This window comes from Streptacidiphilus fuscans (genome assembly GCF_015690355.1).
Taxonomy (GTDB): Bacteria; Actinomycetota; Actinomycetes; order Streptomycetales; family Streptomycetaceae; genus Streptacidiphilus; species Streptacidiphilus fuscans.
Genome location: NZ_JADPRT010000020.1, coordinates 140034 through 164530, shown reverse-complemented (window position 1 = coordinate 164530; position 24497 = coordinate 140034). Strand labels below are relative to the sequence as shown.

Genomic DNA, 24497 nt, shown 5'->3' with positions numbered 1-24497 from the left:
CTTCGCAGGTCAGCGTGAGCCGGGACGGACCGAGCGGCGCTCACGGAGCCGCGTGCCACCCCAGCGGGTGCGCGGCTCGGACGAAAGGCCGCTCAGCCGAACTGCTGCTCCAGGTCCTTCAACTTGCGGTCCAGCGAGTCGAGTCGGGACATGGTGTTGTCCTCCTCGTCCTCGCCCACCCCGGCCGGCATCGCGCTCGACAGCTCGCTGGCGCGGCGGCGGCTCGACAGCACTCCACGGGTCGCGGCGGGCTCAAGCGCGGGCGAACCGGACGCGGTGTCCGCGGCGTCCAGCGTGGTCAGCTCCTTGACCGGGGCGGAGCGGGCGATCGCCTTCAGCTCGGCGCGCTCACGGCGCTCGGCGCTGCGGGCACGGGCCGTCTCCAGCTCGCGCTGGCGCTTCTCCTCGCGGACCTCCTCGACCGCGTCGTCCAGGCTGCGGACGTTCTCCAGCAGCATCAGCGACCAGGCCTTGTAGGTCTCGATCGGGGCGCGCAGCCAGCGGACCATGCGGATCTGCGGCAGCGGACGCGGCACCAGGCCCTGCTCGCGCAGCGCCGCCTTGCGGGTCTGCTTGAGCGCGCGGTCGAAGAGGATCGCCGCCGAGAGGGACATACCGGCGAAGAACTGCGGCGCACCGTTGTGGTCGCCACCGCGCGGCGCGTGCACGAAGTTGAACCACGCCGACGCGCCCGCGAAGAGCCACACCAGCAGGCGCGAACCGGTCGCCGCGTCACCGTGGCTGGCCTCGCGCACGGCGAGCACCGAGCAGAACATGGCCGCGCCGTCCAGACCGAACGGGACCAGGTACTCCCAGCCGCCCGAGAGGTCCAGGTTCTGGCGTCCGAACCCGACCAGACCGTGGAACGAGAGTGCGCCTGCAACCGAGGCACAGGCGAAGAGCAGTACGTAGGAAGCGCCGCCGTAGACGGCCTCCTTGCGCCTGCGACGTTCCTCGCTGCGCTCCCAGGAGTCCTCGGAGGCGGCGTGCTTGGGCTTCTTGGTGCGCAGCAGGCCCATGACGACCGTCACCAGCAACGCGATTGCGCAGCCGACGACCAGCCAGACCAGTTGTATGGAGGAGAGGTTCATGCGGGCGCGCCTCGGCTTGGGAGTGTGGCAGGAGACTCCGTATGGTACGCGTGAGCAAGCTGTGTTATCGACCGGGTGACGTCAATCCCCCATAGGGAGGGGCGTGACGGAGGGTCCTGCGTCGGGCCGGAATACTGCCGTGTCCCAACGGGTAACCCGGAGTTGACGGACGGACACCCGTCCCTGAGGGGGAGTGCACACGATGGCGGGGCTGCGTGACCTGCTGCGAAAGGCCGACCGGGGCATGGACTTCGGCATCGAGCGGGTGACGCTGGACAAGCGCCATCACACCGTCTCGCTGACCGCGCAGGGAGCTCTGACCGGCACGATGCAGGTCAACCTGCACTGGACCGCGAGGGCTCCGGAGCCCTCCCGGCCCTCAGCCAGGGAGATGTGGCGCCGACTGCTGAACCCCAACCCCTTCAAGCCGGTTGAGCTCACCTCCGCCGCGTCCGAGCCGCTGGCGGTCGACCTCGACCTGGGCTGCATGTACGAGATGACCGACGGGAGCAAGGGCGTCATCCAGCCGCTCGGCCCGTACATGGGCGACCTGCAGCACCCGCCGTACATCAAGCTCAGCCATGACGACCGGTCTGGTGCGCCGACCGGCGAGATGATGTACATCGACATGGACAAGCGGGACCAGTTCAAGCGCCTGCTGATCTTCGTCTACATCTACGACGAGACGCCCGCCTTCGACCGCACGCACGCGGTGGTGACGCTCTTTCCGACGGCGGGCCCGCGGATCGAGGTCCGGCTGGAGGAGCGCGCGGCCGAGGCGCGCTCCTGCGCCGTCCTGCTGCTCCAGAACCGCGGCAACGGCGAGTTCACCGTCAGCCGCGAGGTCCGGTACGTGTACGGCTTCCAGGCCGAACTCGACCGGCTCTACGGCTGGGGGCTGCAGTGGCAGCGCGGCTACAAGCCGGTGGGCGGCTGAGACAGCTCGGGGAGGAACTGCGGGCCCTGGAGCGGGAGGGCGAAGCCTTCGGGCGGGTCCAGCAGTTGCTCGGGCGGGGTCTCCGGTTCGGTCTCGGGTTGGGTCTCGGGCTCCGGAGGCTCGTGCTGTTGCTCCGGCTGCTGTGCGGGCTCGGGGGCTGAAACGGGTTCAGGAATTGGTGCCGGCGCGGGAACGGGCGCGGATTCGGGCGCGGATTCGGGAGTGGGCTCGCGAACGGGCTCCGGCGCAGGCGTGGAACCCTGGTCCACGGTGACGCCGAAGTCCTGGGCCAGGGCGACCAGTCCGGCCGAGTAGCCCTGGCCGATGGCGCGGAACTTCCAGCGGCCCGAGCGCCGGTAGAGCTCGCCGCAGAGCAGCGCGGCCACGCCCCGCGCGTCGGTGATGTCGAAGCGCGCGATGGCCGGTGCGCCCGGGCCGCCCGCGATGTCGAAGAGCAGCAGTTGCAGCCCCTCCACCTGCCCGAAGCTCTCCTCCTCACCGACCGACGCACCGAGGACGACCCGGTCCACCCAGTCCGGCAGCCGGTGCAGGTCGATGTCGACGGTGTCGGTGGTCTCCTCGCCGTGACGGGACTTGGCGCGGTAGCGGACCAGGCCGGTGGGGTGGCGTCGCTGGTTGTAGAAGACGAAGTCGGAGTCGTCGCTGACCCGGCCCTGCACGGTGAGCAGCAGTGCCGAAGCGTCCACGTCGGGGGTACCGGGCCGGGTCAGCCAGCGCAGCACCGCGCGCACCGCCGCCGTCTCGGCGGGGAGTGTCGTGTTCGAGCCCTTCGGCATGACCTTGGTCATGGGTTCATCCTGCCGCACCTGCCCGTCTGCGGGTAACCCGATCCCCGAGACCTCCGCGTGGGCCTCGGCGCGGGCCTCCGCGCGGGTCTCCTCGCAGGTCTCGGCGTCCTGTGAGTCCTGTGGAAGTTGTCGCCGGACGGCTGGAATTCGCCCAGGTGTTTCGTACGATGAGCGGTCAACACCCAGCTCACGACGCTCCGCGGGGGAACCATGCGTCATTTCGGCCAGCTCGACGAGGGGACCGGACACCGTCTCTTCCTGCACCAGCCACAGCCGTTCCGTCGCGACAGCGACGCGGCGCAGCTCGCCGTCGCGCTGGGCGCGACGCTCTACTCTCCGGCCACCCGCCCACGTCTGGCCGACGACGTGCGGCGGCAGGCCGCGCACGGCGTCGTGTCGATGGTGCTGTGCCTGGAGGACGCGGTCGGGGACGCCGAAGTCCCGGCAGCGGAGCGGAACCTGGTCGCGCAGCTGCGCACGCTGGCGGCCGGGGTGTCCGAGGCGTCCGGGTCGTCCGCCGTCGAGGACGAGTTGCCGCTGCTGTTCGTGCGCGTCCGGCGGCCTGAGCAGATCGCCGACCTGGCCGCCCGATTGGGTGGGGAGGCGTTGGCCCTGCTCTCCGGCTTTGTCGTGCCCAAGTTCACGGAGGAGAGCGGCCTGCCTTTCCTGGAGGCGCTGGCGGAGCTGCGGGCGGCGAGCGGTCTGCCGCTCTACGCCATGCCGGTGCTGGAGTCGCCCCGCCTCGCCCATCTGGAGAGCCGCGCGGAGACGCTGCTCGGGGTCGCCCGCCTGCTGGAGAAGTACCGCGAGCTGGTGCTGGCCGTCCGGCTCGGCGTCACCGATCTCTGCTCGGCATACGGACTGCGTCGGCCGCCGGAGCTGACCGCCTACGACGTGCAGTTGGTCGCTGCGGTGATCGGCGACGTGGTCAACGTGCTGGGCCGGGCGGACGGCACCGGTCATGTGCTGACCGGGCCGGTGTGGGAGTACTTCCCGGTCCAGGAGCGGAAGTTCAAGCCGCAGCTGCGGCAGAGCCCGTTCGAGGAGGCGGAGCCCCCGGCCGGGCAGGTCCGGCGTCGGCTGATCGACCACGACCTGGACGGGCTGATCCGCGAGCTCGAACTCGACCGGGCCAACGGCCTGCTGGGCAAGACCTGCATCCATCCGAGCCATGTGCCGGCCGTCCACGCGATGTCGGTGGCCACCCACGAGGAGTGGTCGGACGCCCGCGACATCCTGAGCGAGGACCGGGCTGGGGGCGGGGTGATGCGGTCCGCCTACGTGAACAAGATGAACGAGGTGAAGCCGCACCGGGCCTGGGCGCAGCGGGTGATGGCCCGCGCGGCGGCCTTCGGGGTCGCCCGCGAGGACGTCAGCTTCGCCGATCTGCTGGCCGCCTGCGTGGGCGCCTGATTGCCGACGAGCTGATTGCTGCGGGCCGACTGCCGTGGGCCGGTCGCTGCGGTTGATGTTGCCGTCAACGCCATCTTCCGGTCACCTGCGGGTGCTGGGCTGGGAACCGAACGAGAACCGAGGTACGAACGACGTGATGGATTCGCCCGCACGAACCGGCTCCGTGTGGGCCGGGACCTGGGTCACCGAACGGCTCGGCGTGCGACTGCCGGAGGGCGAGGCACGCGGGCTCGTCGGCCTCGCGCTGCGCCGCAATCCGCGCCGCTCGCATCTGCTGGTCTCCACCCTCCTCGGCAAGCATGTGCCGCAACGTCCAGGTGTGGTGCGGGAGGCGGGCCTCGCGCTCGGCCGCACCGTGCGGGAGCTGCTCGGTCCGGAGGAGGCGGCGAGCGCCGTCGTCCTCGGGTACGCGGAGACGGCGACGGCGCTGGGGCACTGCGTCGCCGACGGGATCGGCCCTGTCGTGTATCTGCACTCGACCCGGCGCGCGGTGGCCGGGGTTGCTCCCGTGGGCGGCTTCGAGGAGGAGCACTCGCATGCGACCTCCCATCTGCTGCTCCCGGAACGGCCGGAGTGGTTGGTTCCGGCTGTCGAGGACGACCCCAAGGCAGTCGGCCCGCTCGTCCTCGTCGACGACGAGTTCTCGACCGGACGGACCGTTGCCAACACCCTGCGGGCCCTCCACGCGCTGTGCCCGCGTGACCGCTACGTCGTGGTCACCCTGCTCGACCTGCGCGACGACGCCGACCGCGCCGCCCTGTCCCGCCTCGGTGCGGAGCTGGGCACTCGCATCGACGTGGTCGCGGCGGTGACCACGCGCATCGAGCTGCCCGACGACGTCCTGACGCGCGGTCAGGACCTGGTGGCCCGGGAGGCGGAGCGTGCGGTATCAGGCCAGGACGCACCGACCCCGCCTGCCCCGACTGCCGTGCTTGCCCCGCTCACGCGCGTGGACCTCGGCTGGCCGCTCGGCCTGCCCGACGGCGGGAGGCACGGCTTCCTGCCCGCCGACCGCGTACGACTGGAGGCCGCGCTGCCCGGCATGGCGCGCCGCCTCGCCGCCGCGCTGACCGGCGGCCCGAGCGGCGCACCACGTCGCGTGCTCGTCCTCGGCTGCGAGGAGCTGATGTATGCACCGCTGCGACTCGCCGCCGCGCTGGAGGACGAGCTGCCGGCAGGCACCGACGTGCGGTTCTCCAGCACCACCCGCTCGCCCGTGCTCGCCGTCGACGATCCCGGCTATGCCATACGCACCCGACTCTCCTTCCGTGCTCCTACCGACGGCAGTGCGCGTTACGTCTACAACGTCGCCCCCGGCGCCGACCCGGAGCGCCGATTCGACGCGATCGTCGTCGTCGCCGACGGCGAGGACGCTGGTGGCGCCGACACCGCGCGGCTGACCGGCCCCGGCGGTCTCACCGACGCGCTGCGTGGCGTCACCGACGAGCTGCTGCTCGCCGTCGTCCCCTCCTACCGTCCGCGGCCCGCTCCGCTGTACGGGCCCGCGTTCTCCTCCTACCGCGCGGACGAGGTCGCCTGGCTGCTGAAGGACCTCTCCGACGTCACCCTGGAAGCCCCCACCGAGGAGCGTGAGGAGGCGATCCAGCGTGGCGGCGCGCATTATGCCGAGTCGTTGCCTGTCGAGTACCAGCCGAGCGCCGACTACCAGAATCTCTATCAGCAGGCACTGACAGCCTCCGCCGCTCGCGTCGCCCACGCCGTCGGCGTGGTCACCGAGACGGTCCTCGCCGAGCGCGGTCGGAACGTGGCGCTGGCCTCGCTGGCCCGCGCCGGGACGCCCGTCGGGGTGCTGATGCGGCGGTGGGCCCGGCAGGTCCACGGGCTGGAGCTGCCGCACTACGCCGTCTCGATCGTGCGCGGGCGCGGCATCGACCTCAATGCCCTGCGCCACCTGGCTCGTTGGCACCGCCCCGAGGACGTCGTCTTCGTCGACGGCTGGACCGGCAAGGGCGCCATCACCCGCGAACTCACCGCCGCGCTGGCCGGAACCGACTTCGACCCGGCGCTCGCCGTCCTCGCCGACCCGGGCCGCTGCGTCCGCACCTTCGGCACCCGCGACGACTTCCTGATCCCGTCGGCCTGCCTCAACTCCACGGTCTCCGGCCTGGTTTCGCGGACCGTGCTGCGCGCCGACCTGATCGGCCCGGACGAATTCCACGGCGCGAAGTTCTACCGCGAACTGGCCGGCGCCGACGTCTCCGGCGCCTTCCTGGACCAGGTCGCGGCCCGCTTCGACGCGGTCCGGGACGCCGCTGTCGCCGAGGCGCGCCGCTTCACCGCGGCGGGGAGCGCGACCGAGGCGGCGCGCACGCCGGACTGGTCCGGCTGGGCAGCCGTCGAGCGGATCAGCGCGGAGTACGGCATCGGCAGCGTCAACCTGGTCAAGCCCGGCGTCGGCGAGACGACCCGGGTGCTGCTGCGCCGCGTGCCCTGGCGGGTGCTGGTCCGCCGAGGCGTGGGCCCGGACCTGGACCACGTCCGGCTGCTCGCGTCGCAGCGCGCGGTCCCGGTCGAGGAGGTCGACGACCTCCCGTACAGCTGCGTTGGCCTGATCCACCCCGACTACACACGCGGGGCCACCGGCTCGGAGGGGACCTCGGTATGAGCGGCAGCGGCAGTACTCGGCATCTGGTGGGCTGCGACCTGGATAGGACGCTGATCTACTCCTCGCGGGCGCTCGCCCTCCGCGTCCCCGACGAGGACGCGCCACGGCTGCTGGTCGTCGAGGTCCACCGGGGCGAGCCGCTCTCCTACATGACCGAGGACGCGGCTCGACTGCTGGCCACCCTGATCGCGGTGACCGACTTCGTCCCGGCCACGACCCGCACCGTCGCCCAGTACCGGCGGATCCACCTCCCCGGCCCCGTCCCCGACTGGACGCCGCGCCACGCGATCTGCGCCAACGGCGGCCACCTGCTGGTCGACGGCGAACCCGACCAGGACTGGCACGCCCAGGTCCGCGCCACTCTCGCGCAGCAGTGCGCGCCGCTCGACGAGATCGTGCACCGTCTCGCGCTCACCGCCGACCCGGAGTGGACGCGCAAACGCCGCGTCGCCGAGAACCTCTTCGCCTACCTGGTCGTCGACCGCCCTTCGCTTCCGCCCGGTTGGGTCGAGGAGTTGTCGGGCTGGGCAGCGGAGCGCGGCTGGGGCGTCTCGCTGCAGGGCCGCAAGGTCTACCTGGTGCCCGAGCCGCTGACGAAGTCCGCCGCGCTGGCGGAGGTCGAGCGCAGGACCGGAGCGGCGACCGTCCTGGCGGCAGGCGACTCGCTCCTCGACGCGGAGCTGCTGCTCGCCGCGGACGCGGCCTTCCGCCCCGGTCACGGCGAGCTCGCAGACACCGGCTGGACCGCGCCCGGCGTCACCGTCCTCGCCGAGACCGGCGTCGCGGCGGGGGAGGAGCTGCTGCGCCGGATGCTGGCAGTGGTCCGTGCGGGGCTGGGACTGGGCGCGGGTGTTGGTGTCGGTGTTGAGGTCAGTGGGGCAGTGCGGCGGGCGGCAGCGGGTTGAACTTGGCCGCCTCCGGGTGCCGGTTGCGCCAGTACGGGTTGTCGTGCGGCAGGTGCCCGGTGACTCGGCCGTACATGCCGAAGACCATCAGCGCGAGGCCGACCAGGAAGCTGAAGATCACGTTGCGCATGTGGAAGTTCAGGATGTTGTGCCCGCCGTCCAGCAGGCCCAGATTCACCCAGCCACTGAGGATGAACAGGATCCCGATGCTGATGTTCAGCGTCGACGCCGTGTTGCCGCCGATCACCGCGCCGCCGATCAGGATCGCGCCGAAGAGCACGGACAGCAGGCTCAACGCACCGTTGCTGGTCATGCCGGCGACGTGGTCCCCGGTGGTGGAGAAGAAGCCGACGTTGTTGGTGAAGCCGAGAATGCCGAAAATGACCAGGAACAGGCCGATGGCCCCGGCGCTGTACCGGTAGACCTGGCCCAGCCGGTGGTCGACCGGCAGATGGTCCTGGAGTTTCATTGCCGCCTCCCTGGGTCTGAGGGGGTGGTGCGGCAGTCATTGCCTCCATCGTCCGACCGCGCCGGGGCGCGTGCAACAGACCCGGCGCTCGCGCCTTCGTCGAGCGCGGACCTCTCGAGCTCAGCCCTCTATGGCCTCTGTGGAGCTCAGCCTCCGTCGGGCTCAGCCGCAGCAGCCGCCTCCGCAGCAGCCGCCGCCTCCACCGCCGGCCTGCGGCTGTGCGGCACCACCGGCGGTACCGGTGACGGCGACCATTGACATCAGCTTGGCCACGTCGTCATGCCCGGACGGGCACACCGTCGGCGCGTTGGCCTGCGACATCGGACGGTTCAGCTCGAACGTGGCGCCGCAGGTGCGGCAGCGGTAGTCATAGCGAGGCATGGCGACATCCTGTCATCCCCGCGCGGTCCCGTGCGAGAGGCCGGAGCCGGGAGGCGGCCTCGGACACGGTGCGTCGCGTACCCGGTGCCGTCACCGGGACGACGGCATGCCCTTCTCGGCGCGGATCGCCTGGACGACCGACGCGGCCGTCTCCCGGACAGCGGCCGTCTCGGTCAGGAAGTGCCAGTAGTCGGGGTGGCGTCCGGTCAGGCCGGTCGCGGCGCGCTCCAGGCGCTCCAACGCTGCGTCCAGCGGCTGCGCGTGCCGGGGGTCCGGCGCATTGCGGCCGGCCATCGCCAGACGCTGCGCGTCACGCAGCGCGAAACGGGTCCGCTCGATCTCGTCCTGCGGGGCGCGCTGCGCCTCGTTGAGTGCGTGGAGCCGGTCGTTGGCCAGCGCGACCGAGCCGTCGGCGGTGGTCAGCAGCGTGCGGACGCGCTGGATGACCGCCTGCGCGTCGGCGAAGCGCTGCTCGTTGCGGGCTCTTTCGGCGTCGCTGAGCTGGGCCAGCGCCTGACGTGCGGCGTCCTGGGCCTGGTCCGGCACGTGCTGCAGGTCCTGCCAGCAGCCTTCGCTGAACCGGCGACGCAGCTCGCTCAGCACCGGGCCGACCTGCTCCGCCCGCGTCTGCAGCGCCTGCGTCCGGGTACGGAGCGAGCTCAACGCCCGGTCGATCTCGGCGGCCTGCTGCGGCAGCCGCTCCGCTGCGGCCCGGATGCCTTCGGCGGCGCGCTGTACGTCGGCAGCCGTGCGCAGTATCGGCTGCACGCCGTGCTTGCCCGCCCCCTCGCCGAGCACCCGCAGCTGCGGCCCCAGCTCCGCCAGCGCGCGGGACTGCGCGTCGGTGCCGAGCCGTGCCGCCTTGGCGGCGTCGAGCGCGTTGCTGGCGGCCAGCCACGCCTGCTTGGCCCGCTCCACGGCGGGCGCGACCTGCGCGAGCTGCGCGGCGGCGGCGGACTGGAGCGGCTCCAGGTAGGCGGCGAACTGTTCGAGCTCCGCCTTGGCCTGCAGGAGCTGCTGCCGACTGTGGTCCAGCCGCTGACGCGCCTGCGCGGCGGCGCCGGGGGAGAGCTCCTCCGCGTCGAGGTCGACCGCGTCGAGCGCGCTGATGTACGCGGTGCTGACCTGGTCGACGCGCTGGCTGATCGCGGCGAAGTCGGCGACGGCACGCTGGGCCCCGGGGGAGCTGTCGGCGGCGGCCACGGTCTCGACGTTGATCCGGACGTCCCGCTGCAGCGTGTCCACCTCGTAGAACGCCTGCGCGGCAGCTTCACGCGCCGCCTGCGCCTCGGCCCTCCCGGCCTCTCCCCGCCACCTGCGCCCCGCACCGCCAGCCACGTCGTCTCTCCCGCTCCCACGCGCCACGGTCACCGGGCCCCGACCACCACCCGCAACCCACCACCGCCCCGATCTTCCCGACCGAGCGAGCCCATCCTCGCACCCACCCCACCACCCCCGCACCAACGAAGGCGCACACCGCGCCGACGACCGGGTACGCTTAGCCCTTGTCCCGGTTCCGGCCGGGACCATCGGGGATGCCCGGGGGCGCATAGCTCAGCGGTAGAGCGCTGCTCTTACAAAGCAGATGTCGGCGGTTCGAATCCGTCTGTGCCCACCAGCTCTGAACAGCAGCGGAACCCCACACCATGATCGGCGTGAGGCTCCGCGTGCCATTTACGTGCCAGATTGGTCCGGCGGACCACCCTTCCTGGCGTCTTTGATCATCTGCCCGAGCTTGTCCGCGATGACGCGGTCGCGGCCAGCAGTCATGTGCTGGTAGATCAGCGCGGCGCGGGTGCTGCTGTGCCCCATCCGGGTCATGAGCTCACGAGTGCTGGCACCCGCGTTGGCCGCGAGGGTGTTCCCTGTGTGGCGGAGATCGTGGAAGTGCACCTCTTCGCTGATCTTCGCCTTCTTACGAGCCCGCTCCCATACCTCGTGGAAGTTGCTGCGCCTGAGCTGGCCGCCCAGGGCACCCGTGAACACGTGGGACATGGGACCTGGGGCCACGAAGTGCTCCAGGTGCGCCGTCACGCTCGGCAGCAGTTCGACCGGGAAGGCGATCACGCGGACACCAGCGCGCGTCTTGGGTGCCTTGTCGAGCAGCTGCCCGGTCGACAGCTCGGCTTGCGAGCGCCGGACCGACACCGTGAGCGCGGTGGTGTCGACGTCCGATCGGCGGAGGGCCGCAAGCTCTCCGAAGCGGAGCGTGGTGAAGGCACCCAGAAGGACCATGAGCCGGTACCGCACCGGGATGGCCTCCACGACGGCGAGTACCTGCTCCACGGTCAGCACCGGGCGTTCGGGGACCTCGTACTGACCAGCGCCCTTGATCCGGCAGGGGTTCCGCTGGATCAGCTCGTCATCCAGGGCGGTGTTCATGATGGCCCGGAGGAGCTGATAGGCCTTGACCACGGCTGGCTCACCAACGCCCGAGGCGAGCAGCTTCGAGCGCCAGGCACGGACCTTGGCCGTCGTGATCTCACCAACGGTGCTGCGCCTGAAGGTGGGTTGGATGTGCAGCCGCAGCGAGATCGCGTAGCGCTGGCGGGACGTCTCGGCGAGCTTCCGGTCCCGGACCCAGGCGTCGGCGTAGTCGCCGAAGTTCAACTTGCCTTCGTCAGGGTCGGTCCAGCGACCGCGCGTGATGTCGGCCTCGATCAGCGTGAGGGCGATCTCGGCGTCCTTCTTCGTGGCGTACGTCTGCTCGCCGGTCCGCATCAAGCCGGTGACGGGGTCGGGATGTCGGATCTGCCAGCGCCCCGAGGGGAGCTGACGCACGGAGCCGAAGCGGCGGCGATTGCCCTTCTGGTTGGCCATCAGGCAGCCGCCCCCAGCCGACGACGCGGGACGACGGGATGCACGGTGTTGGCAGCGAGGTAGGCGTGGACCGCGGATTCGGCGATCCGGACGTGCCTCCCGACGTGGACGAACTCGATCCGCCGTTCCTCGATCAGGCGGCGCGGGAAGCGCTCCGAAGTGCCGAGCAGCTCGGCGACCTGAGCAACGGTCAGCAGGCGGTCAGCCATGGGTGGGCTCTCCTTCCGTGCTGGGGGCGGGGGTGGCGGCTTCGGTGAGCCAGCGTTCGCCAGGTGTCAGGCCGACTCCGGCGAAGGTCCAGTGAGAAAGGACGAGCGTGCTTTCCTCGGACTGGTCGACAGCGGGTTCCGGGTGCCCGCTGTTGCCGTCGGTTGCCGTGGCCTGGTCGCGACGCCAGGCGGCGCGTGCGGCGCGAAGTGTGCCGAGAGTGGTCGAGTAGCGGCGCGTCTTTGTGGAGAAGTGCCCGCGGAATCCGAGCATGTGGGCCCACGGCCTCAGCCGTAGCTCTGCCAGGTCGGGGCGAGCGCCGAGTTCCCAACAGGTCCGGATCATCCGGCGGGCGTGCTCGGTGATGTCCAGGTGCGCCAGCTCGGCGAGGAGCTTCACCGGGCGGTCGAGCGTGCCCGTGGCCGTCTCGGCGCCCTTGGTGGCGTACTTGGCGATGTAAGAGGCCACCGCCCGTTCGGTCAGGTCGGTGCCACCCTCGAAGTCAGCAGTGCGGATGGTTCGGATGTCCAACTGTCGGCCGAACACGGGGGCGTAGGCCGTGCCGTCCACCACGGGTCCCGGAACCCGGGCGTTCATCGCGGCCGCTCGGATGGCATCGGACAGGAGGTCAGCCGTGGCCCAGGCCGGGGGCGGGGTCGTGCCTCCGGCCGGTCCGTCGATGCGGATCACCGCGTGGAAGTGGACCAGGCCGCGCCGCTGGTACTCGGCGACCTTGGCGAAGGAGACGCGGGCGTAGGCCTTGAAGGCCCGTTGGGTCAGCCCGGCGCGCTTGGCGATCTCCCGGCGCAGGTAGATCGAGAAGCGCCGCCAGAGCGCACCGGCGTGGGCGTTCCACAGGACCGCCCCGCGATAGTCGTAGGTGTCGGGGTTGAGCGGGGTACCCAGTTCGGCAGCGTCCTCGGGGTGGAGGGTCCCGCAGCGGCAGGGCCGGGCCGTTCCCGCTGAGCTGGTGGGCCGGTTGTGGACCGGCCCGAAGGACGGAGCGGTGAAGGTGGCGAAGACCCGGGGGTGGGTGGCCACCCGGTCGGGTGTGCCCTTACCGCCGTGCAGACCGGCGGTGATCAGGTGGAAGGTGTCGCGGCGGTAGGTCTCGGCGCAGGCCGCACAGCGGGTGAGGCGGCGGTTGTTGCAGCGGACGAGGAGGTGACCGGCGGGCAGCTCGCCGGAACGGAGCTGGCGCAGGATCTCACCGGTGTGGGCGTTGATGTCGGTGCGGTGGCCGTCCAGTCGGATGGGACGAGTGCAGCCGCCGAGACCTTGGAGCTGGCGCAGGAGGGCGGGCATGGTGCCGAGTTGGGAGATCGAGACCAGATCGGCGATCGGAGGCGGGGTGCTGGCGGACATCAGGTGCGGGACTTCCTTTCAGGACGCAACACGGTTTGGCTCTTCTCAGCTAGTCGTCTAGACGTGTTGGCCGTTGACGATCTGGACCCCGGTGCGGGTGCCGGACTCCACTGCGGGTGCGAGGAAGGTGTGGGCGAGCCAAAAGCCGAACAGTGCGATGACGAGGGCGGCCCACAGGCGGATGCCGAGGAACTTGATCGCGGCCCAAGCGATGACGCCCAGGACGAAGACCACAGGCAGGGAGATGGTCACGGTGGAGAACTCCTCTTAGCGGACCGGACAGCGGTGGGTGCGTGCGGCCAGCTCGGCAGCGGCACGTGAGTCGTAGTCGGCGGAGAAGCCGCAGCGCGGAGCCGTGCAGGCAGCGGTGTGCTTCTCGATGCCGCGAGAGTCGTAGGAACTGCCGACCTGGACCGGGCCGATGCGGACGAGTTGGCGGAAGCGGCGGCGGGCGGACATGGCTTCTCCTCTCAGAGCTGGGCGGCGATGGCTTCGGCGAGCGGTGCCGGAACGCCGAGGCGGGTACGGAGGGTTGGGGCGTCGATGGCTGTTCCGGTGCGGGTGAGGTGATCGGCTGCGAGCTTTCGGGCGTGCTCGACCAGGGCGACGGGCACGGCCGGGCCGGGCGGAATGGCCGGCGGGGGTACCGGAGTCAGCGGCTGCTGCTCGGGGTCGACGGACACTGCCTCCGGGGCATCCGCGTCCTCCGCAGGCTTCGGAGTCGTGTGGGCGAGCAGGGTTCCGCCGAGGAAGGCGACCGCAGGCCATCCGGCGACGAGGATGCGCAGCCAGGTGGGAACAGCGGCTTCGTCGAGCAGCCCGGCAGTGGCGATGTTCGCGCCGAGAGAGGCAGTCAGGGCGATTACGAACCAGCACCACCCGGCCATCTTGGGAGTCCCGGACCGCAGCCGCCGCCATGCCACGACCAACAGCAGGTCGACGGAGACGGGGTAGGCCCATGCCTTCCAGCCGTGTTGACCGGCTGCTGAGGCAATGTCGTGAAGGTGAGCGAAGGACAGTGAAGCGGCGATGATCGCTTGGACGACTACCGCGTCGATGCGGGCCACCGTTGCGCGCATGGCGCGGACTCCTCTCGGACAGTCATCGGTCGGTTCCTTCCTGAACCAGTCATGGCGGGGGTAGGGACGTCGCGCGATGTGGTCACGCGGCCATGCGAGATAGGTGGTCAGTCGGAGACTGGTACCGGCTTGACCAGCGAGACCGGTCGGTCTGCGGGCTGAGCCGGTGCGGCGGGCCGAAAGCGATTGAGCGGGGGCAGGTTCGGCACCAGATCTGCGGTCTGAGCGCAGACGGCGGCAGCATCGCCGAGGGACAGGTAGGGGGTGCGGACGCGGGACCAGCCGCCGGAGGTGTCGCCGACGACGGCGAGGCCCGGCCGCTCAGGTGCGATGGCGCACGCAGCCCCGACCGCTTCGGGCGCGATGTCGCCGAGCGCCATCTTTGCGGACGCCTCGTCGTTCACGCGGTGGCAGACGCGCCCGGTCAGCTGGGCCCGGAGCATGGTCGCTCCCTTGCCCAGCTCAGCGCCGAACCGCTGGCCGCAGACCTCCAGATAGATGCCCGCAGCGCGGCCGAGCTGGGCCAGCCGGATGAGCTGGGTCACCATCTCGTCCCGCCGGTCCTCGTCCTTGCGCGTGGCGACCATGAACAACTCGGCGACCTCGTCCACGAACAGCACGATCGGGACGGGACGTTCGGCCTCGGGCAGGCCCCAGATGTCCGAGGTGATCTCCTCGTCCGGGGTACCGGAAGCGATCCCCTGTCGAGCCCTGATCAGGTCGTACCGGTCCTCCATCAACTGCAGGAGCACCGGCAGCAGCTCGGCGGCCTGCTCGGGATCGGTGGCCAGCGCCGACAGACGTGGCGCGAACGGCGCCAGTTCGACGCCGCGCTTGCAGTCGATCCCGACCAGCGCCACCCGCTGAGGGGCGAGCCCCGCAACCAAGTGCCGCTGGTACATGGACTTGCCCGACAGCGTCGCGCCGAGCGTCAGCTGATGCGGTATCGCCCGGTAGTCCCTGACGAAGGCCGTACCGTCCTCCCGCAGCGCTACAGGCACCTTGAGGAAGTCGGCGGCCGTCCGCCGAGGCATCCGCACCCGGCGCAGGACGTCGAATCCGACCAGGCGCAGCTCGACCACGCCCGGCTTGATCTCCGAGACGTACACGGCGTGCACGCCCCAGGCGTGGCGGAGTCGTTCCGCCGAGGCCGCGACGTCCGCCGGTTCCTGACCGGGTGCCAGGCGCAGCCGGAGCCGCATACCGGTCGACGTGGGACGGATGATCCCGCGTCGCGGCGGAACCGGTCGCACCTCGCGCCGGGTGGTGGCCCGGACCGCCAGGGCCCGAAACCTGGACGGTGCGACGGTTAAGCCGCACGCCTCCATGACCGACCCGTAGGAGCCCAACAGCCGCGCGGTGGAGAGCGGCAGGCCGACCGTGCACCAGTAGGCGGTGGGGCGCTGGGCCCGGAGGTAGGCGGCCCCGCCACCGAGCGCGGCGACCGGACCACCCACCTCCATGAGCGTCAGTAGGTCCGACATTTCGTCAGGCCCCCATCGCCATCGGGAACGCACCGGCCATGACGGCTGTGGCGCGGTACGCAATGCCGTGCCGCTGCTGGCCGTTGAACGTGCTCTCCCACGGGCGGGCCACCAGGCCGGGCAGCGAGACCGGCGAACCGAGAGCCAGTCCCTCACCCACCCCGCTCGCCGGGATGGTGACCTTGATCAGCGACGACTCGCCGTCCTCGATATAGACGACGCCGACCGTCTTGAGCGGCTCGCCGCTGACGGCATCCTTGGCGATCTCGCCGGTCTGCCGGTCCTTGACCTTGGTCTCGGGAGCCTCGGTCAGCAGGATCGTGGCCGCAGAGGTTTCAACTCGGATGGAACGCAACGCCTTCTCCTCATCAAGACAGCTACTCGTCTATACAAGTAGCAGCGGTTGCAACCGTCGAAGCGGGTGCGATGACCACTGTGCCACAGGAGTCAGCTACTCGTCTAGATAAGTTGGCGTGTTGCCGTGTACGAGTTCCCGGAGATGACACCGACGACCACGCCAGTGCTCCCATCCGGCCTCAGGTGGCGGGCAGTTGGTAGGCCAGGACGTAGGCGTCCGCCGCCATCAGCGTGTCGCAGACCTCCACCGGGCGACCCTCGGTGTCGTACGCGGTGCGGATCAGGTGGATCACCGGCACCCCGGACGCCAGGCGCAGTGTCTTGATCTCCTCCGGGGTGGGCATGCGGGCGCTGATCTCCTCGTCGAAGTGGTCGAGGCGGTGTCCGAGCTCTTCGAGGCGGGCGTAGATGCCACCGGGGCCGGGGTTGGGCTCGGCGATCTGGGTGTTCCGAGCCAGGTCGAGCGGGAGGTAGGAAACGGCGAACTCGACCGGCCGCCCGTCGAGCAGGTAGCGACGACGGCGCGCGAGGACCTTACGGGCACCGCCCAGGCGCGTAGCGATGTCCTGCGACGGCTTCTCTTCGCGCACTACCAGGCTGTCGACCTCCGAATGCCCCCCGACCGCTTCTGCCTCGACGGTGAAGGCCGACTTGCCCTGCTCGCGGTGCCGGCGGGCGAAGCGGTCGGAGGCGAGGCGTCGGACCGGGGGGCGCGGACGGACGAACACGCCCTTCCCGTGCTCCGACGCAACCAGCCCTTCCCCTTGGAGGACCGAGATCGAGTTCCGGATGGTCATCCGCGAGACGCCGTAGTGCTCGATCAGCTCCGTTTCCGAGGGGAGCTTGTCGCCCTCGGCGAAGCGGCCCTTGTCGATCGCCTCGCGCAGTTGATCAGCGATCTGGCGGAACACGGCGCGGTCGCTGGTCGAATCCAGCGCGCCGAGCAGGCCGGAGGAGAGAGGAGGCATCTGTACTCCTTAGGATATCTAGACGAGCAGGTGAGTTTTGTTGCTACGGTGAAGAGCCTAGCCATTCGAGGGGACCAGGGAACGTGAGCACTGAACGCCCCCACTCCGTGAGCGTCGCCGGAGTCGTCATTGACGACCGAGGCCGTGCCCTCCTGGTCCAGCGCCGGGATAACGGCCATTGGGAGCCCCCGGGCGGCGTACTCGAATCCGGCGAGACCATCCCCGACGCGCTTCAGCGCGAGGTGCTTGAGGAGACCGGCGTCAAGATCGCCCTTCCGGCGGTCCTCACCGGCGTGTACAAGAACATGACCGGGCTGATCGTCTCCCTGGTCTTCCGCTGCGAGGCCATCGACGGCGATCTGACCACCGGCGACGAGACTCGCGCCCTGCGCTGGGCCACTCGCGACGAGGTCACCGACCTTGCCGACGAGGCATACGCGATCCGCGTCCTGGACGCCATGGACGCAGCATCGCCGCCCGCGGTCCGAGCGCACGACGGCGTCAAACTCATCTAGCTCGAATCCACTACCCATGGCGGCCTACCAGCGCAAAGGAACTTGTATGGACGAGTATACGAGTAGCCCACGGGTTTGGGGGTTGAGTTGCCCAGGTTGCCCCGAAGAAATCAGCCGAGCCCGCCGCTGGGTGAGCGAAATCCTCCGCGAGACCCCGTGCGCAGACGACGCCGCTCTGATCGTCAGCGAGCTGGGCACCAACGCCCTCCGCCACACCGCCAGCGCCGACGCGGGTGGCACCTTTCAGGTCACCGTCACGGTCTCTCCCGGCACGCTCACGGTCGCCGTCACCGATGAGGGCACCAAGCTCCACTCGCCTGAAGTCCAGCAGCCCGGCCCTGATGCCACCCATGGCCGTGGGCTCGACATCGTCCACGTCCTCGCCCACCAGGTCGCGATTACGGGCGACCACCTCGGGCGCACTGTCACCGCCGTACTCCAGATCCCTCACCAGGAGATTCCGGCTCAGTGACCAACGCTCTGCCCGGCCCGATTCCCGGCACCTGACGGAAGGCATCCCATGACCATCCCGGCTGCATCTCTGATCCACCGCGGCTACCGCATCGAGTACCGCTCCCTGAACCCGAGCACTGGCGAAGGCGCCGAACTGGTGGCCCTTCACAACACCACCGACGCAAGGCAGGCAATCCGCTGGATCCGCCAGGGTCTCGGCCTCATCCTCTGCACGGTCGATCCCGACGAGCACGACCGCCTCACCCGCTGGATGACCAGTGATCAGGCCCGAGCCGTCGACGCCCTGACTCACGGTCAACCCGTCACCATCACAGCGACCTACCCGGGCTCGCACCTGGAATGGACCGCCCGCCCAGTGCTCTTCCTGCCCCTTGTGCCGCCGCCGGGCAAGCCGGTCATCCGCTACACACTGCTCTGCGCCTTCGCTAACCGGCGCAAGGAGTTCAGTGAGTAACAACCTTCTCTACGGGTTCAAGGGCCCACGCCGCGCACAGCGCGGCGCGGCCCGCCCCGCCGCTCGGGCGCGCTCCTGTCTTCGCCCCGCGCCGCCCGGCGGCGGGCGGCCCGCAAGCAAGGGGGAGAGGCGGAGGCCGGGTGACCGTCACTGCACAGGAGGGATCTCCGGCACCGGGATGACCGGGGCCGTGCTGAAAGTGCCGGCCGTTGTGGGCTGGGGAGGGGATGCCATCCCGCCCGCCATCGACCCAGGCGGAGCCGAGCAGACTTGCCCCCTGGGGTCCAGGTCGTTCGTACAGTGGCGCGCTCCACCTGGACCCCAGGGGGCAAGCCCGCTCCACGGGCGTGTGGGTCGACGGCAGACGGGATGACAGGGCGCCGGAGTGGTGACCGAGTGGCGCCGTCTGCGCTCTGACGGTTGTTCAACCTTCTTACATGTCACCCCCCGTCGCCTATGACATGGCAGACTGCTCTCCATGGCCGAACTCGACTCGCAACCAAAGTCCATCCAGTCCATTTACTCCTGGTATAGCGACAATAAGCTCTGGGTGAATAGGCGCTACCAGCGGAAGCTGGTTTGGACACTGGAAGAGAAGCAAAAGCTTATCGAGTCAGTCCTGAAGGGATATCCGATCCCTGCCATTCTGTTGGCCGAAAGGGAAACGGGCGACTACGAGGTCATCGACGGATTGCAGCGATTGCACAGTCTTGTCTCGTTCATCGAGACTGCCTTCCCCACCCTTGATGGCGAATTCTTCGATGTTGAGCAATTCGTGACGGCAAATACTCGCTCAGTCGACGAAGGAGCTTTTTCGATCTCCGAAGGAGAGAAGCTCTCCCCGCGCGAGGTCGGAAAACTCCTGGACTACTCTATGGCCGTTTCCGTAATGCGTGGAGCGACCGACGAAGAGATTGATGACGTCTTCTCGCGCATCAACACGTACGGACATCGCCTGAGCGACCAGGAGCGCCGGCAAGCCGGCGTTGGAGATGACTTCTCGACGCTCGTCCGAGAGCTGGCTTGCGAGGTGCGCGGGGATGCATCAAGTGACATCCTAAGCCTCTCTCAGATGCCCTCCATCAGCATCGACCTGCCTCTCACCAAGCACGGGTACGAGGTGCAGGCCGAGGACGTTTTCTGGGTCGCCCAGGGCATCCTACGCTCGACCGACCTGCGAGATTCCATGGACGAGCAGTGCATCGCTGACATTGCCGCCTCGGTCGTCGGAGGCTCGATCGTTGAACGCTCAAAGACGATCCTCGATCGCATCTACCAGCCCGGCGAATCAGAGAATGAACGAATCACTCGTTGCCTCGACGGGTACGGGGCAGAGCGCTTTGCCGCCGAATTCAAGTTCTGCCTTCAGGAGATTGAAGTCGTCTGCGGCGATGAGTCCATCCAAAAGCTGCGATCGATCCTCTTCTCCAAGACCAACACGAATCCCTTCCCGGCAGTCTTTGCAATCCTCTGCATCGCCTTCCATGAAATGCTCTTTGGCGAAAGCAAGAAGATTGCAGACTACGGCGCCGTAAAGACTGCGATCACCAATCTGGACAGGCGCATAGAGACGGGGAAGGCATCGACTTCCCCGGCCGAGCGTCGCAGGAATGTTGACACGATCAAGGGCCTGATTCGACCCCACCTGGTCGACAGTGAGCCGAGGGATATCTACGGCGATCACACCAGTCTCGACATCGATAACATCATCCGCCGCTCCGAGGTTGAGGCACCTCACTACGAACTCAAGCAGGGAATTCTGCGCCTCGGCCCCAATCGGGAAATCGACCCTAATATCATCGACAAGGTCATTAAGACCATCTGTGCAATCGCCAACAACGGCAAGGAGAGGGCTGGCACGATCCTTATTGGGGTCGCCGACAAGGAGGCTGATGCAAATCGCATTCGAAGCCTTGACCAGACTGAACCTCGCCGAGCCGGTCAGCGATATGTCGTAGGTGTACGTCGCGAAGCAACCGTACTGGGCGAAACTCCGGAACGGTACTTCGGCCGATGGAAGGAAGCGATTCGGAACTCGAATCTGACCCCCAGTCTCAAGGACTCGGTACTAGCGAGCCTGGCATATGCGGACTACTACGGCCTCGGGGTCATTGTTATCCGAGTTCCTGAACAGCATGATGTGTCTTTGCTCGATGGTCGTTTGTATGTCCGCGAGGGCGACGACACGGTGGAAATCACTGACATGGCCAGGTCCCTCGCCATCGGACGCCGTTTCCACGCCTAACGTCAATGCCGAGCCAAGGCGCAATCTCGCTTGTTCCCGCGTACGGGTGCGAGTCGGCCGGGCTGGCCCGCTGCCAGTCCCGGCCGCCAGCTTCAGGATGTTGCGACTCGCAGGACCGTGACGCGGCGGAGCCCAGGGGGTGGCCGTGGAAGGCCCCGAGAGCCACTTCGGGGCTGGAGGCGGGACGGCTCAACCCCATCCCCCTTACACAGACCCCAGCCTGGCGACGTGCCACTTCCGTGCCAGGACGACGGGCGGCCAGTGGGGGTCAGCGGGGAGTCACGGGGAAAGGCCCTGCTTCTGCGCTGGTCAGAGCTTTGCAGGTCAGGCGGCATTCGCCCCGGGAAGGCTTACAAAGCAGATGCCGGCGGTTCGATCCCGTCTGCGCCCACCAAAACGGACAAAATTTCAGGATGAATCGGACATAAGCGTCCGGTACTCTGCCCGCATCCTGACGTTTCGTCAAGTAGAGGGTTGTTATTTCCGCAGGTCAGAGAACGAATCTGGGCGGCGTGACATCTGCTCCTGAAAATCGGCGCCGTCCGGGACGAGTGATTACCTCTCGGGAAAGCTGCAGGTCAGCGGGATGTTAGAGCGGTGGGTGACGTCTGCTTCGTGGAGCGCGACTAACCCGTTTAGCCTAGCGTTGAAAGTCCAGCTCAGGGCCGTTCCCTGGGAGTGCTGGCGCGTGCGGCACAGATTCCGCACACACATCGGGGCGAGCCGAACCGGCGGCTGCGATTGCGCATCTGAGCGGCTGCGCCGGTGCGACCAAGCGAGGTATGGGATGGCGCGCGGCGAATCGCTGCGGTCCATCGCCCGCACTGGAAGGGATCCTTCTCGGTGAGCCGACACTTCACGGCAGCCCAGTTCGTTCACCGGGCATGGCGAACGAGTCGAACGACACTTCCATGATCAGCCGCGAAGAGGCGACTCAGAACATCGCTGCGGCCTTGAAGAACAAGACCCACTTCATCGCCACCGTCCCACCGGGGATGGCCGGCGAAGCGGCCGAACTTCTGGAGGGGCTGCCCGGCTTCTTGATCATCCTCGATCAGGGGACGGACCTTGTCCTTGCGACCTCGTCGGCATCTGTCGTAGCGGCAACCGACACCCTCACCCCTCGGCAGAGCGCTGCCGTGGCCCTGGTGCCGAAGACTGTCGGCACGGCGGCGATCAGTGAGTGCTTCGGCCAGGAGATCCCAGACGACGACGGGAGCCAGGACATCCTGAACCTGAGCGACGGAGGCGAAGTCGCGTACCCCACGCTCTTCATCGACGCCGTCGACCTGGTGGACCCACTCGGCGCGGCGCAGATGCGCGGGCAGGGACGACCAGTCGAGTAACGCCGCTGTCCGCTTTCGGGCCCCCGCCCTGGTTCGGCTGGTCGCGATCAACCGAGGGCACCGTGATAGGGAACCCCCGACTCGATCTTCGTTGTGTTCGACTTGAAGGAAACGTCCGACATCCCCAAAGGTCGCCGACCCCTTTTTCTTGGAGCTCGACGCCAAGGTGGAGTTCATCCCGGTGATGGACTTCAAGGATGTCCACGTTGGCCTGGGCAAGGTTCACCACAACTGATCGGCCCGGATGAAGAGGCCCTCGATGCTTGGCCTAGCGTCGGGGCCTCCTTGATGCAACGCTCCGGCGGTCGGAAGCGCCACGGGACGCGCCGTGCCAACCAGAGCATCTCCGCATCGGGAACACCAGCCAGTGCGAGTGAAACTGGCACGCCATGCCAAGCCGGGCGATGATGAAAGCGTCGTGGCCCCTGAATATCGGAGGTGTCGGGATCATGGCTGTATTCATGGACGTCCACCACGGCATGGCCGGCATCACAGCCGATCAACTCGCTGCAGCCCACCAAGCTGATCTCGCGATCGAAGCAGAGGAACAGGTCCACTTCAAGCAGGCGTGGGCAGACCCGGACTCCGGCACGGTCTACTGCCTGTCCGAAGCACCGTCCATGGAAGCCGTCCAGCGGATCCATGAGCGGGCCGGCCATCGGGCGGACGAGATCCACCCGGTGCCGCTGACGGCCTGACTTCACGCGAAAGCGCACCGGCCGGACCGCTCCCGCGTGTCGGAGCCGGCCCGGCCCGTCGCACGCTGCATGCGACCCCAGGCGGGCCGGTGCGCTGATTCGAAGCTACGGCGCGTCACTGACATCCGACCCGCCGTCGACCCGCCGACCCGGTGGCAGGCCGAAGAAGAACGCGAACGCCTCCGGCGGCCAACTGCATCGCCTGGTGCTCGGCGGGGTCGTCGCGGTCCTGGTCGTAGCACTCCCACGAGCAGCGCCCGAAGGGCGTCCACGCTCGTTCCCGGTTGCAGCCGAGGCAGAACATGGTCGGCGCGGTGTTCATAGCCTTACGCGACGGTCGCCGACGGACCGCCGCGTGCCGATCACCCCGGCCCTACGGTGGGCGACGTGACCAACCTGGAGCTCCCCGGCCTCGACGTCGTCCAGATCGACGCTGCGGTGAGCGTGCGCTGCACCGGATGCGGCTGACCACTCCGCGACCCGGCCAGCCCGGGCCGCGGACACGGCCCGGTCTGCACCGACATGCGGCTGCCGGTACCGCCGCGCGGTGATCAAGAGGAAACTCTTCCGGGCCTCTAGCCAGCGGCGATACTGTCAACTTGCTGGTTCGTGCTGCCAGTAGGGCCCCGGCGCGTTCCCCCCGTGCGCGCTGGGGCTTTCTCGCGCCCGGGGCCTGCTGCGTGAGCCCTTCCGGGAGGGCGGCGTGCGGCGTAGGCTCCGGCCACCTCCCCGGGGGAGCGCCCCGACCAGTCCTCCAGCAGACCGGGGCTACTCCGCGCCTGGGCCCGGCAGATCGAGCGGCCGAGCAGCAGCCCAGCGATGCACAAATTCCACGCCCACCTCGGTGAAGATGTACTGCTCCATGAGCGGGATGCCGTCAATCACCGGTTCGATCAACCCTGGGGAGTCGCTCCAGATAGCCGTGTCGGAGCAGATACATGACGCTGCCGCTTCCGTCAGACCACGGCCTTCGCACGCCCGATCTGAGTAATGTGTGGGAACGCCGGATCCTCGTCGGCCGACTGCACGACTCGCTGACTGCTGATCCGCTCGACAACGCCCTCGGCGATCGGGCGTCGAGCCAGCTCGCGCAGTGAGATCGACTCGGGACCTCTCGAACTGCTCACGAGGCCGATGGGGGACGGGGCCGTACCGGCTGACCGGCGGGAACGGCTCGATCAACTCCCGGTCGCTGTGACTCAGTTCGCGATGCGTCACCGCAGGGTTCCACCAGGGTCCGCACGGGCCGCTACCCGAAGCATGCACGACGACATCACCAAGTCAGGTGCGGCCGCACTCACCAGGCAGAGGAACCCGATCTCAGACGCCCCGCGTACTGTCGGATGCGCAGCACGTCATCGGGGAAGCAGCTGTCCCAGCCCTGGTCCAGTCGCATCCAGGCCGCGGGCTGCCCGTCCTCCGCGATCAGCGGCTGTTCCGGGTCGCCGATTGCGGCATAGGACAGGGACAGCGTCCGCGGCAAACCGGGGCCGAACGACCGCACCGCTACCGCGGCGGGCCGCTCCAACAATGGTGGCCGCAGCCCGGTCTCCTCGGCCAGTTCCCGGGCGGCGCCATCACGGGGACACTCTCCGGGCTCGACCTTGCCACCTGGCGGGACCAGCCCGCGCCACGGATGCCTGACCAGCACGATCTGCTCCAGGGCTGCGTCCAGGACCCACACCTCGGCGCCCAACGGCTCCACGGCGCCATCCAGCGCAGAGCGAAACCAGGCTCTGGCCCGGTCGAACTCCAGCGTCGCGCTCGCGGCGTCAGCGACGGCAGCGTCAAGTGGACGCTGCTCAAACACGCTACGGATCATTGCGACAGGCTATGGGCCGTCACTGACACCAC

Annotated in this window: 26 protein-coding genes and 1 tRNA gene; 12 read left to right on the top strand and 15 right to left on the bottom strand. The window is 68.9% G+C overall.

The window, feature by feature from the left end; genetic code table 11:
- Window positions 1–92: 92 nt before the first annotated feature.
- Complete coding sequence (locus I2501_RS34770; RefSeq protein WP_196198163.1) at window positions 93–1091, bottom strand: DUF2637 domain-containing protein; 999 nt, start codon at window positions 1089–1091, stop codon at window positions 93–95.
- Window positions 1092–1293: 202 nt separating this feature from the next.
- On the opposite strand from I2501_RS34770, the gene I2501_RS34765 reads away from it, so the two are divergent.
- A complete protein-coding gene (locus I2501_RS34765; protein ID WP_328806834.1) occupies window positions 1294–2028 on the top strand; it encodes a Tellurium resistance in 735 nt (244 codons plus the stop codon).
- Here I2501_RS34765 and I2501_RS34760 read toward each other — a convergent pair.
- On the bottom strand, window positions 2007–2837 hold the full coding sequence (locus tag I2501_RS34760; protein WP_196198162.1) for a TerD family protein: 831 nt from the start codon (window positions 2835–2837) through the stop codon (window positions 2007–2009). The two genes, I2501_RS34765 and I2501_RS34760, sit on opposite strands and share 22 nt — an antisense overlap.
- Window positions 2838–3047: 210 nt before the next feature.
- Here I2501_RS34760 and I2501_RS34755 point away from each other — a divergent pair, with 210 nt between their 5' ends.
- From I2501_RS34755 to I2501_RS34745, 3 genes are all read left to right on the top strand, one after another.
- Window positions 3048–4250, top strand: coding sequence for an HpcH/HpaI aldolase/citrate lyase family protein (locus tag I2501_RS34755; RefSeq protein WP_196198161.1), 1203 nt, complete (start codon window positions 3048–3050; stop codon window positions 4248–4250).
- A gap of 136 nt (window positions 4251–4386) precedes the next feature.
- On the top strand, window positions 4387–6876 hold the full coding sequence (locus tag I2501_RS34750) for a phosphoribosyltransferase (RefSeq protein ID WP_196198160.1): 2490 nt from the start codon (window positions 4387–4389) through the stop codon (window positions 6874–6876).
- A complete protein-coding gene (locus I2501_RS34745) occupies window positions 6873–7781 on the top strand; it encodes an HAD family hydrolase (RefSeq protein ID WP_236047797.1) in 909 nt (302 codons plus the stop codon). Before I2501_RS34750 ends, I2501_RS34745 begins: the two co-directional genes overlap by 4 nt.
- On the opposite strand, the gene I2501_RS34740 is transcribed toward I2501_RS34745, so the two are convergent.
- From I2501_RS34740 to I2501_RS34730, 3 genes are all read right to left on the bottom strand, one after another.
- Entirely contained in the window at window positions 7747–8250 is a 504-nt protein-coding gene (locus tag I2501_RS34740) for a DUF4383 domain-containing protein (RefSeq protein WP_196198159.1), read from the bottom strand. The two genes, I2501_RS34745 and I2501_RS34740, sit on opposite strands and share 35 nt — an antisense overlap.
- Before the next feature lie 162 nt (window positions 8251–8412).
- On the bottom strand, window positions 8413–8631 hold the full coding sequence (locus I2501_RS34735) for an FmdB family zinc ribbon protein (RefSeq protein ID WP_196198158.1): 219 nt from the start codon (window positions 8629–8631) through the stop codon (window positions 8413–8415).
- A 90-nt stretch (window positions 8632–8721) separates the two neighbouring features.
- Window positions 8722–9969 (bottom strand): hypothetical protein, encoded by a 1248-nt coding sequence (locus I2501_RS34730; RefSeq protein ID WP_215910232.1) that lies wholly within the window; start codon window positions 9967–9969, stop codon window positions 8722–8724.
- A 205-nt stretch (window positions 9970–10174) separates the two neighbouring features.
- Between I2501_RS34730 and I2501_RS34725 the strand changes: the two genes are divergently transcribed.
- A tRNA-Val gene (locus I2501_RS34725) sits at window positions 10175–10249 on the top strand.
- Between the two features lie 56 nt (window positions 10250–10305).
- Here I2501_RS34725 and I2501_RS34720 read toward each other — a convergent pair.
- The 9 genes from I2501_RS34720 to I2501_RS34680 form a co-directional block, all read right to left on the bottom strand.
- Window positions 10306–11451 (bottom strand): tyrosine-type recombinase/integrase, encoded by a 1146-nt coding sequence (locus I2501_RS34720; protein ID WP_196198156.1) that lies wholly within the window; start codon window positions 11449–11451, stop codon window positions 10306–10308.
- Window positions 11451–11660, bottom strand: coding sequence for an excisionase family DNA-binding protein (locus tag I2501_RS34715; protein ID WP_196198155.1), 210 nt, complete (start codon window positions 11658–11660; stop codon window positions 11451–11453). Before I2501_RS34715 ends, I2501_RS34720 begins: the two co-directional genes overlap by 1 nt.
- Window positions 11653–13023, bottom strand: coding sequence for a replication initiator (locus I2501_RS34710; protein ID WP_236047795.1), 1371 nt, complete (start codon window positions 13021–13023; stop codon window positions 11653–11655). Before I2501_RS34710 ends, I2501_RS34715 begins: the two co-directional genes overlap by 8 nt.
- 57 nt (window positions 13024–13080) lie before the next feature.
- Window positions 13081–13275: a hypothetical protein gene (locus I2501_RS34705; protein ID WP_196198154.1), complete on the bottom strand. Its 195-nt coding sequence runs from the start codon at window positions 13273–13275 to the stop codon at window positions 13081–13083.
- A gap of 15 nt (window positions 13276–13290) precedes the next feature.
- Window positions 13291–13482 (bottom strand): mobile element transfer protein, encoded by a 192-nt coding sequence (locus tag I2501_RS34700; RefSeq protein ID WP_196198153.1) that lies wholly within the window; start codon window positions 13480–13482, stop codon window positions 13291–13293.
- Between the two features lie 11 nt (window positions 13483–13493).
- Window positions 13494–14102 (bottom strand): DUF2637 domain-containing protein, encoded by a 609-nt coding sequence (locus I2501_RS34695; protein WP_196198152.1) that lies wholly within the window; start codon window positions 14100–14102, stop codon window positions 13494–13496.
- Between the two features lie 107 nt (window positions 14103–14209).
- Window positions 14210–15586 (bottom strand): FtsK/SpoIIIE domain-containing protein, encoded by a 1377-nt coding sequence (locus tag I2501_RS34690; RefSeq protein ID WP_196198151.1) that lies wholly within the window; start codon window positions 15584–15586, stop codon window positions 14210–14212.
- 4 nt (window positions 15587–15590) lie between these two features.
- Window positions 15591–15941 (bottom strand): SCO3933 family regulatory protein, encoded by a 351-nt coding sequence (locus tag I2501_RS34685; protein ID WP_196198150.1) that lies wholly within the window; start codon window positions 15939–15941, stop codon window positions 15591–15593.
- A gap of 181 nt (window positions 15942–16122) precedes the next feature.
- Window positions 16123–16911 carry a GntR family transcriptional regulator gene (locus I2501_RS34680; RefSeq protein ID WP_196198149.1) on the bottom strand — a complete coding sequence of 263 codons (789 nt, stop codon included), beginning with the start codon at window positions 16909–16911 and terminating at the stop codon, window positions 16123–16125.
- Window positions 16912–17018: 107 nt separating this feature from the next.
- On the opposite strand from I2501_RS34680, the gene I2501_RS34675 reads away from it, so the two are divergent.
- The 7 genes from I2501_RS34675 (at window position 17019) to I2501_RS34645 (ending at window position 23740) form a co-directional block, all read left to right on the top strand.
- The gene (locus I2501_RS34675; protein WP_196198194.1) at window positions 17019–17426 is read left to right on the top strand and encodes an NUDIX hydrolase; all 408 of its coding nucleotides are present in this window, start codon (window positions 17019–17021) and stop codon (window positions 17424–17426) included.
- 16 nt (window positions 17427–17442) lie between these two features.
- On the top strand, window positions 17443–17898 hold the full coding sequence (locus tag I2501_RS34670) for an ATP-binding protein (protein WP_196198148.1): 456 nt from the start codon (window positions 17443–17445) through the stop codon (window positions 17896–17898).
- 48 nt (window positions 17899–17946) lie between these two features.
- Window positions 17947–18354, top strand: coding sequence for a hypothetical protein (locus I2501_RS34665; protein WP_196198147.1), 408 nt, complete (start codon window positions 17947–17949; stop codon window positions 18352–18354).
- A gap of 478 nt (window positions 18355–18832) precedes the next feature.
- On the top strand, window positions 18833–20599 hold the full coding sequence (locus I2501_RS34660; protein ID WP_196198146.1) for a GmrSD restriction endonuclease domain-containing protein: 1767 nt from the start codon (window positions 18833–18835) through the stop codon (window positions 20597–20599).
- Window positions 20600–21483: 884 nt separating this feature from the next.
- On the top strand, window positions 21484–21945 hold the full coding sequence (locus I2501_RS34655; protein WP_196198145.1) for a hypothetical protein: 462 nt from the start codon (window positions 21484–21486) through the stop codon (window positions 21943–21945).
- Between the two features lie 449 nt (window positions 21946–22394).
- Window positions 22395–22643, top strand: coding sequence for an SCO4226 family nickel-binding protein (locus I2501_RS34650; protein ID WP_196198144.1), 249 nt, complete (start codon window positions 22395–22397; stop codon window positions 22641–22643).
- A gap of 938 nt (window positions 22644–23581) precedes the next feature.
- The gene (locus tag I2501_RS34645) at window positions 23582–23740 is read left to right on the top strand and encodes a hypothetical protein (protein ID WP_196198143.1); all 159 of its coding nucleotides are present in this window, start codon (window positions 23582–23584) and stop codon (window positions 23738–23740) included.
- Between the two features lie 200 nt (window positions 23741–23940).
- Here I2501_RS34645 and I2501_RS34640 read toward each other — a convergent pair whose 3' ends face one another.
- Entirely contained in the window at window positions 23941–24465 is a 525-nt protein-coding gene (locus I2501_RS34640) for an NUDIX hydrolase (protein WP_196198142.1), read from the bottom strand.
- Window positions 24466–24497 lie beyond the last annotated feature (32 nt).

What these genes read in the sequence shown, in the direction of transcription:
- I2501_RS34750 (WP_196198160.1), top strand. Translation starts at nt 4,387, where the DNA reads ATGGATTCGCCCGCACGAACCGGCTCCGTGTGGGCCGGGACCTGGGTC.
- I2501_RS34690 (WP_196198151.1), bottom strand. Translation starts at nt 15,586, where the DNA reads ATGTCGGACCTACTGACGCTCATGGAGGTGGGTGGTCCGGTCGCCGCG.
- I2501_RS34755 (WP_196198161.1), top strand. Translation starts at nt 3,048, where the DNA reads ATGCGTCATTTCGGCCAGCTCGACGAGGGGACCGGACACCGTCTCTTC.
- I2501_RS34640 (WP_196198142.1), bottom strand. Translation starts at nt 24,465, where the DNA reads ATGATCCGTAGCGTGTTTGAGCAGCGTCCACTTGACGCTGCCGTCGCT.
- I2501_RS34740 (WP_196198159.1), bottom strand. Translation starts at nt 8,250, where the DNA reads ATGAAACTCCAGGACCATCTGCCGGTCGACCACCGGCTGGGCCAGGTC.
- I2501_RS34660 (WP_196198146.1), top strand. Translation starts at nt 18,833, where the DNA reads ATGGCCGAACTCGACTCGCAACCAAAGTCCATCCAGTCCATTTACTCC.
- I2501_RS34715 (WP_196198155.1), bottom strand. Translation starts at nt 11,660, where the DNA reads ATGGCTGACCGCCTGCTGACCGTTGCTCAGGTCGCCGAGCTGCTCGGC.
- I2501_RS34765 (WP_328806834.1), top strand. Translation starts at nt 1,294, where the DNA reads ATGGCGGGGCTGCGTGACCTGCTGCGAAAGGCCGACCGGGGCATGGAC.
- I2501_RS34745 (WP_236047797.1), top strand. Translation starts at nt 6,873, where the DNA reads ATGAGCGGCAGCGGCAGTACTCGGCATCTGGTGGGCTGCGACCTGGAT.
- I2501_RS34720 (WP_196198156.1), bottom strand. Translation starts at nt 11,451, where the DNA reads ATGGCCAACCAGAAGGGCAATCGCCGCCGCTTCGGCTCCGTGCGTCAG.
- I2501_RS34645 (WP_196198143.1), top strand. Translation starts at nt 23,582, where the DNA reads ATGACGCTGCCGCTTCCGTCAGACCACGGCCTTCGCACGCCCGATCTG.
- I2501_RS34650 (WP_196198144.1), top strand. Translation starts at nt 22,395, where the DNA reads ATGGCTGTATTCATGGACGTCCACCACGGCATGGCCGGCATCACAGCC.
- I2501_RS34770 (WP_196198163.1), bottom strand. Translation starts at nt 1,091, where the DNA reads ATGAACCTCTCCTCCATACAACTGGTCTGGCTGGTCGTCGGCTGCGCA.
- I2501_RS34655 (WP_196198145.1), top strand. Translation starts at nt 21,484, where the DNA reads ATGGCGAACGAGTCGAACGACACTTCCATGATCAGCCGCGAAGAGGCG.
- I2501_RS34665 (WP_196198147.1), top strand. Translation starts at nt 17,947, where the DNA reads ATGACCATCCCGGCTGCATCTCTGATCCACCGCGGCTACCGCATCGAG.
- I2501_RS34680 (WP_196198149.1), bottom strand. Translation starts at nt 16,911, where the DNA reads ATGCCTCCTCTCTCCTCCGGCCTGCTCGGCGCGCTGGATTCGACCAGC.
- I2501_RS34760 (WP_196198162.1), bottom strand. Translation starts at nt 2,837, where the DNA reads ATGACCAAGGTCATGCCGAAGGGCTCGAACACGACACTCCCCGCCGAG.
- I2501_RS34700 (WP_196198153.1), bottom strand. Translation starts at nt 13,482, where the DNA reads ATGTCCGCCCGCCGCCGCTTCCGCCAACTCGTCCGCATCGGCCCGGTC.
- I2501_RS34710 (WP_236047795.1), bottom strand. Translation starts at nt 13,023, where the DNA reads ATGTCCGCCAGCACCCCGCCTCCGATCGCCGATCTGGTCTCGATCTCC.
- I2501_RS34670 (WP_196198148.1), top strand. Translation starts at nt 17,443, where the DNA reads ATGGCGGCCTACCAGCGCAAAGGAACTTGTATGGACGAGTATACGAGT.
- I2501_RS34695 (WP_196198152.1), bottom strand. Translation starts at nt 14,102, where the DNA reads ATGCGCGCAACGGTGGCCCGCATCGACGCGGTAGTCGTCCAAGCGATC.
- I2501_RS34735 (WP_196198158.1), bottom strand. Translation starts at nt 8,631, where the DNA reads ATGCCTCGCTATGACTACCGCTGCCGCACCTGCGGCGCCACGTTCGAG.